This is a genomic window from Stenotrophomonas sp. INTA L402-1, from assembly GCF_059295135.1.
The window spans coordinates 1-6,696 of sequence record NZ_JCAFWP010000075.1 but is presented as its reverse complement, the minus strand read 5'-3'; the positions used below and the strand labels follow the sequence as shown (position 1 = coordinate 6,696).

General features: G+C 67.9%; 5 protein-coding genes. 2 read left to right on the top strand and 3 right to left on the bottom strand.

Going from position 1 to position 6,696, the window contains the following annotated elements; translation table 11 throughout:
• Positions 1-75 precede the first annotated feature (75 nt).
• Together AC5O77_RS21400 and AC5O77_RS21395 are read right to left on the bottom strand one after the other, a co-directional pair.
• Positions 76-462, bottom strand: coding sequence for a DUF4440 domain-containing protein (locus tag AC5O77_RS21400; protein WP_182266295.1), 387 nt, complete (start codon positions 460-462; stop codon positions 76-78).
• Positions 462-1,820 (bottom strand): MFS transporter, encoded by a 1,359-nt coding sequence (locus AC5O77_RS21395; protein WP_494507140.1) that lies wholly within the window; start codon positions 1,818-1,820, stop codon positions 462-464. The genes AC5O77_RS21400 and AC5O77_RS21395 overlap by 1 nt, the downstream gene beginning before the upstream one ends.
• Before the next feature lie 105 nt (positions 1,821-1,925).
• Here AC5O77_RS21395 and AC5O77_RS21390 point away from each other — a divergent pair, with 105 nt between their 5' ends.
• Positions 1,926-2,822 (top strand): LysR family transcriptional regulator, encoded by an 897-nt coding sequence (locus AC5O77_RS21390; RefSeq protein WP_494507139.1) that lies wholly within the window; start codon positions 1,926-1,928, stop codon positions 2,820-2,822.
• A 100-nt stretch (positions 2,823-2,922) separates the two neighbouring features.
• Here the strand turns inward: AC5O77_RS21390 and AC5O77_RS21385 are convergent, their stop codons facing one another.
• Positions 2,923-5,718, bottom strand: coding sequence for a beta-glucosidase family protein (locus tag AC5O77_RS21385; protein ID WP_494507138.1), 2,796 nt, complete (start codon positions 5,716-5,718; stop codon positions 2,923-2,925).
• Between the two features lie 337 nt (positions 5,719-6,055).
• Here AC5O77_RS21385 and AC5O77_RS21380 point away from each other — a divergent pair, with 337 nt between their 5' ends.
• On the top strand, positions 6,056-6,490 hold the full coding sequence (locus AC5O77_RS21380) for a VOC family protein (protein ID WP_032129608.1): 435 nt from the start codon (positions 6,056-6,058) through the stop codon (positions 6,488-6,490).
• Positions 6,491-6,696: the final 206 nt, after the last annotated feature.

Genomic DNA, 6,696 nt, shown 5'->3' with positions numbered 1-6,696 from the left:
AGATGTGTATAAGAGACAGACTTCATCCACCTCGGGCACGGTACGCGGTTGCCGGCCAGCGGCCGGCACTACCGATCAGGCTGCCGTTACCTCATGCAGCGCCAGCCAGCGCCAACGCCCCTCTTCCCGCCGCAGCACCGCCAGCGATTCCCGCCATACGGGCTCGCCGCCATCGATCGCATGCCCTTCGCGATAGCGCAGCACCGCCAGCGGTGATGGCGCTTCCACCGCCTGCACGGCGTCGATGGAAATCTGCAGCCCTGGACGCGCGCCATGACCGCCCGCGAACAGTGCCTGCACGGCCTTCCGGTCCAGCCTGCGACCCGCGATGCCGACCATGCTGAAGTCCGCGCAGAAATGCGCCATCAGGTCCTCCAGTGCGTCGGTGCCGGCGTCGGCGCGGAACCAGGCCTGCAGCTTGTCGTGCAGGTGGTGGACTTCGTGTTCTGCGGTGGTATCCATCAGGTGTTCTCCGGTTGCGAAAGGGTGAGCAACTGCGGCCGGCGCAGCAGCGCCATCGGCAACAGGGTAAGTAGAGCGGCCAGACCCAGCGCCGCGCCGGTGGCGCGGGCAGGCAGCCACTGCATGGCCAAGGCCAGCAGCAACGCAATGGCAGCGGTACCCAGGCAGAAACTGAGCTGGCGGTTGAGGTTCCAGAGCGCACTGGCATCGCCCAATGCTTCGCCCTCGACCCCATGGAAGGCCAGCGTCTGCGCCGTGCTGCTGCACAGGCTGCCGCCAGCGCCCATCAAGGCAAACAGCAATGCGGCAATGGCAAAGACCGGGTGTGGCAGCAGCGCCATCAACAACAGGCCGCAGGCCTGCAGGAGCATGCCCGCACGCAGCACTGTGGCCGGGCCGAAGCGGGTCAGCAGGCGCTTGCTGGCCGTGATCGCAATGGCCGAGGCCAGCGCCCACGGCAGCATCAGCGCGCCGATGCGCGCGGCACTATAGCCGGCCTGGTGCAACTGCAGGGTACTGACCAGCTGGCTGCCGATGAACACGCCGGGTACGGCCAGGTAGACCAGCATCGCCAGGCGCAGCCCGCGATGGGACAGCAGCGACCAGCGCAGCAGTGGCTGCGCCTGCTGCCGTGCATGCCGCAGGTGAGCCGCCGCCAACAGCATTGCGATCAACAGCAGTACGGCACCGGCGGTCCGATGTCCGGGCTCGCCCAGCCAAGTCAACGCCAGCAGCAGCGCGCCCAGCGCCGCCATCGCGGTGGACAGCGCATAGGCCTGCAGGCGTGGCGCACTACGCGCGCCATCGGCCGGCATCCACGCCAGCACCAGTCCAATCGCCACCACGGCCAGCGGCAGGCTGGCCCAGAGCACACCGCGCCAAGACAACCACTGCACCAGCAGCCCACCGAGCGCAGGCGCCAGTGCCGGCACCAGCAGCGCCACCAGCAGGATGCGGCGGGTCAGCGCGCCACGCTGGTCAGGCGTGCACTGTCGGTACGCTGCCGCTTGTGCCACCGGAATCAGCAGGCCACCAGCCAGGCCCTGCAGCAGGCGCCAGCCCAACAGCCAGCCAATACCCGGTGCAGCCCCGGCCAACACTGCGGAGGCGGCGAACAGCAGCAACGCCACCAGCAGCAGGCGACGCTCACCGCAGCGTGCGGCCAGCCAGGGCGCCAGCGGAATCACCACGCTCAGGCCCAGCATGTAGGCGGTGCCGACCCAGGCCAGGGTACCGACGTCGGCATGCAGTTCCGCCGCCAGCGCCGGATAGGCCACCGTGGCGATGAACATGTTGACCAGATCCAGAGCGAACACCAGCAGGAAGATGGCCTCATGGCGCAGGCGGGGGGACGGCATCGGCGACGCTCCAGCAGGGAAGCGGCCAGCATGCCGTGCGGGCTTTGTTGGAAAAACACGACAGCAACTGCAACACTGTCAAATCTTCTTTGACAATGAATTGCCATGGTCAGCCTCGATCGCTTCGATATCTTCCGTGCAGTGGTCGAGGCCGGCAGCCTGACCGCCGCCGCCGATCGCCTGGGCCTGAGCCGCGCGGTGGTCAGCTTCAACCTGAAACGGCTGGAGCAGGAGCTGGGCGTGACCCTGCTGCTGCGCAGTACCCGCCATCTGGCCCTGACCGAGGCCGGCGAACAGTTCCTGCAGCACTGCGTGCAGGCGCTGGACGCCGCACAGGCGGCGATCGATGCCGCCCGCCGCGACCAGCATCAGCTGCAGGGCGTGCTGCGCCTGACCACCACCCCAGAGTACGCCCAGCTGCGCCTGATTCCTGCGTTGGAGGCGTTCCGTGCGCGGCATCCGGCCCTGCAGCTGCACCTGTCGACCTCACCGGCACCGGCCGATCTGATTCCCGAACGCTTCGATCTGGCCATCCGCCTCGGCCGCCTGCCCGATTCGGGCCTGCACGCCAGCGAACTGGAACGGCACCCACTGTGCGCGGTGGCGGCTCCGTCCCTGCTGGCACGCCTGCCCTCTGCCGATGCTGCCGATGACCCCGTGCAGCTGGGCACCCTGCCCCGCCTCGGCTACCCACGCCTGGCCGACGTGCCGGTGATTGCACCTGACGGCAGCGACGCCCTGTTCGCCACCAACCCGGGCAACGCGGTGGTGCGCGTGAATGGCGCCAGCAGCCTGCGCGCCTTCGCCGTGGCCGGCGCCGGGGTCACCGTGCTGCCACGCTGGCTGATCGAGGACGACCTGGCCCAGGACCGGCTGCGCCCGGTGCTGCGCCAGCACCGGTTCCCGCAGCAGAGCGTGTACGCGGTCTACCCGTACAGCACGCAGCCCTCACCGAAGGTGCGGCAGCTGATCGATTTCCTGCGCGGGTGGTTTGTCACCTGAAAAAAGGGGACGGAGGGGATTAAGTCGTTTATGCATAAACGACTTAATCCCCTCCGTCCCCTTTTTTGCATGGCCCCTTGCGGGGCCATGCCTTCAAGCCTCAGCGCAGCACCTGCTCCACCAGCTGTACGTCCACCGTCTGCAGCGGTTCGGCAGCGTTGCGCGACAGCTGCACCTGGTAGGTGCCACCGTCGATCTTCCACTGACGGGCCTGCGCATCGTAGTGGGCCAGGGTCTTCGGCTCGGCTTCGATGCGGATGCGGCGCTGTTCACCCGGCTGCAGGGTCACCTTGTCGTAGCCGATCAGGCGGATCGGCGTGGTGCTGCCGGCCGGCAGCTTCAGGTACAGCTGGGCGACGTCGGCACCGGCGCGCTTGCCGGTGTTGCGGATGTCGACGCTGGCGACCAGGCGCGAACCCTCCACGCTCACCTCCAGGTTTTCATAGGCGAAGGAGGTGTAGGACAGGCCGTGGCCGAAGGCGAAGGTCGGGGTCAGGCCCTTGGCTGCCATCCACTTGTAGCCGACGTTGGCGCCTTCGATATCGAAATCGAACACATCACCGAACGGCTTGGCCGGCTTGAAGCCGAGGCCGTCGATGTGCGGGCGCGGCAGCTGCGATTCGTCCACCACCCAAGTCACCGGCAGGCGGCCGGACGGATTGACCTGGCCGGTCAGCAGCGCGGCAATGCCTTCGCCACCGCGGATGCCCGGGTACCAGGCCTGCAGCATCGCCGGCACCTGCGCCAGCCACGGCGTGCGCACCGGGCCGTTGGTTTCCAGCACCAGCACGGTTTTCGGGTTGGCCTTGGCCACGGCCGAGATCAGTGCGTCCTGATTATCCGGCAGCTGCATGTCCGGCAGGTCCACCGATTCGGCCGCCCACTGGGTGGCAAACACGATGGCCACATCGGCCTGCGCGGCTGCCTTGGCCGCAGCGGCGGCGTTGGTGCCGTCCACATACTCGATGGTTGCATCCGGACGTGCCGCACGCAGCGATTCCAGCGGCGAGGACGGGTGGAAGATCACCGGGCCCGGCCAGGTGGTCGGCAGCACGCCCGGCACCGCGTTGGTGCCCTTGGCGGTCACGCCCACCATCGACGAACCACCGCCACCGATCACGCCCTTGTCGGCATGACCGCCGATGATGACGATGCGCTTCACGCTGTCGGCCAGCGGCAGCAGGTTGCCTTCATTGCGCAGCAGCACGCTGCCTTCTTCCACCGTGCGCTGGGCGACGGCGAAGCCAGCCTCGGCATCGACCTTCTGGTGCTGCGGCGGGTTGTCGAAGTTGCCGTGCAGGAACATCGTGCGCAGGATGCGCGCCACCATGTCGTTCAGGCGCGCCTGCGGCACCACGCCACCATGCACGGCCAGGCGCAGCGGTTCGTCAAAGAACACTGCCGCATCGAACACTTCACCGGCCGACTGCTGGTCCAGGCCGGCCAGCGCTGCCTTGGAACCGCTGTGCACGCCGCCCCAGTCGGACATCACGAAACCGGGGAACTTCCATTCCTGCTTCAGCACCTGATTCATCAGGTAGCCGTTCTCGCAGCCGTAGGTACCGTTGATCTTGTTGTACGAGCACATCGCCACGCCCGGGCGGCCGGCGTCCAGCGCGATCTCGAAGGCCAGTAGGTCCGACTCGTGCATGGCCTGTTCGCCGATGCGCACGTCGTGGAAGTTGCGGCGGGTCTCCATGTCGTTCAGCGCGAAGTGCTTCATCGAGGAGATCACGTGCTGGCTCTGCACGCCCTGGATCAGCGCGCCGACCATCGAACCGGCCAGCAGCGGGTCTTCACCGGCATATTCGAAGTTGCGGCCGTTGCGAGGGTCGCGCTGCAGGTTGACGCTGCCGGACAGCAGGATGTTGAAGCGCTGCTGCCACGCTTCGCGGCCCATGGTCGCGCCGCCGGCAAAGGCGACCGCACGGTTCCAGGTGGAGGCGGTGGACGGGCCCGACGGCATTGCCGTGGCGAAGTCACCCGGGCGGATGCCACCCGGATTGGTCACGCCGACGCCGGCATCGGCCGACTGCTGCGATGGAATGCCCAGCCGCGCTACGCCCGGCACGAAACCGGCCGACCCGACCGCGCCTTCCGGCAGCGGGCCACCGTCCTTGCCCAGCCCGAAGTAGCTGTGCAGCATCTGGAACTTCTCATCCTCGGTCATCGCCTTCAGCAGCAGCGCAGCGCGTGCATCGGCGTTGAGGGTGGTGTCCATCCACGGCGTGTCGCCATGCTTGTCGGCGGCATAGGCCAGGGTCAGCAGCGTGGCACGCAGGGCGCTGCCTTCCACCTTGAACGGTGCACTGCTGGCGGCCTGGAAGCCGTCGCTGAAATAGCTGGCATCGGCCTCCAGCGCCACACGTGCCGGGTCGAAGCCTGCGGCCTTGGCCGATTCACCGGCCACCGCGCCGAGCAGCACCGCCGGTGCGCCCAGCCGCGAACACGTGACCAGCGCCGGCAGCTGCGCGGCACCTGCACCAGCATCGGTGTAGACCGCCACGGCATGGCGACCGTCATCCAGGCGCAGGTAGTTCAGGCCCGGCTGGTCCGGGCCGGATTCAGCAGCAATCGGCAGCCGGGTCAGCACGGCCTGGCCGCGCTGGGTCTGGCCATCGTCCTTGCCCGCAGCAATGAAGCGGTACGCGTAGCCCAGGCCATCGGCCAGCACCTGCAGCGGATCGACCTGGCCGATGCCGCGCTGCACCTGGCGCACGCTCACCGCGTCCACCTGCAGGGTCTTCAGCTGGGCGGCCAGGGCCGGCATGGCCTCGGCGGTCGGGGCCTGTTCCAGGGTCAGCACAGTGAACGCGGCGGGGTCGGCCCAGGCCGGGGCGGCCAGTGCGGCTGACAGGGCCAGGGACAGTGCAAGCGGCTTTGTAAACGTTTTCATCGGCAGGCGTAATTCCGTTGCCAAGGCAATCGGTCCAGGGAAAGTGCCGCCGAAGGGTGCAGCGTTCATGCCGCGCAGGGGTTGCCAGGCAACGTCCCGCAGGCCGAAGGACGGGCTGGTCTGCGCCTGGGACCCTCCTCCCGGCGTGACAACCTGCCTGTCCGGGCCGCGCAGGGCGACCCAATCATGTGAAGATTGTGCGAGGGCGTTCACACCTGTCAACAGGACCTAAGTCACAGGCCGACCCCAGCCACTGGTTATCAGGCCATCACCGGCGGTCATCAGCGCGCCGCGCGAGGCTGCTGATAATGGAGATCCCTGGCCACGAATCGAGCCCATGACCGTACACCGCGACTTCGATCATCTCTGGCGCGACCGCTGTGACACCTCCAGCCAACGCGCGCCGCGCGTGCTGATCCGGGTGTTCGTGGCCCCCGGTGAGCTGGAGCGCAGCGTGGCGTTCTACGAGCAGTTGCAGGGCGTGGTGGCCGATGCCGGGTTCCCGTTTCCGGAGGCCGGCCTGCGTCTGGCGATGGTCGGTGCGTTCCTGTTGATCGAGGGCAGCAAGGCGGCGCTGGCGCCCTTCACTTCGACCACGGGGACGCTGCTGGTCGATGACGTTCGGCCCTATCACGACAAGCTGGTGGCGGCTGGCGCTGAAATCATCTTCCCGCTGCAGGTGGTACCGACCGGGGCGGCGTTCAATGCGGTGCATCCCGATGGCACCGTGGTCGAGTACGTGCATCACCGGCCGGATCCGCACGGGCGATGAGGTGACGGCCGGGCTGTGCCCGGCACCCGCGGTAGTGCCGGCCGCTGGCCGGCAGCCTCAGAAGCAACAGCCGAAGCAACAACGGGCTTCCTGTGGGGTGGCGGGGTGGGTCCGGTTGCGGGGGACGGCGCAAGTACGTCCATGTAGCCTCGATCGCGCCATCCATGGCGCTCACGCCCCCGCAACCCTGTCTCTTATACACATCT

What these genes read in the sequence shown, in the direction of transcription:
- AC5O77_RS21385 (WP_494507138.1), bottom strand. Translation starts at nt 5,718, where the DNA reads ATGAAAACGTTTACAAAGCCGCTTGCACTGTCCCTGGCCCTGTCAGCC.
- AC5O77_RS21380 (WP_032129608.1), top strand. Translation starts at nt 6,056, where the DNA reads ATGACCGTACACCGCGACTTCGATCATCTCTGGCGCGACCGCTGTGAC.
- AC5O77_RS21390 (WP_494507139.1), top strand. Translation starts at nt 1,926, where the DNA reads ATGGTCAGCCTCGATCGCTTCGATATCTTCCGTGCAGTGGTCGAGGCC.
- AC5O77_RS21400 (WP_182266295.1), bottom strand. Translation starts at nt 462, where the DNA reads ATGGATACCACCGCAGAACACGAAGTCCACCACCTGCACGACAAGCTG.
- AC5O77_RS21395 (WP_494507140.1), bottom strand. Translation starts at nt 1,820, where the DNA reads ATGCCGTCCCCCCGCCTGCGCCATGAGGCCATCTTCCTGCTGGTGTTC.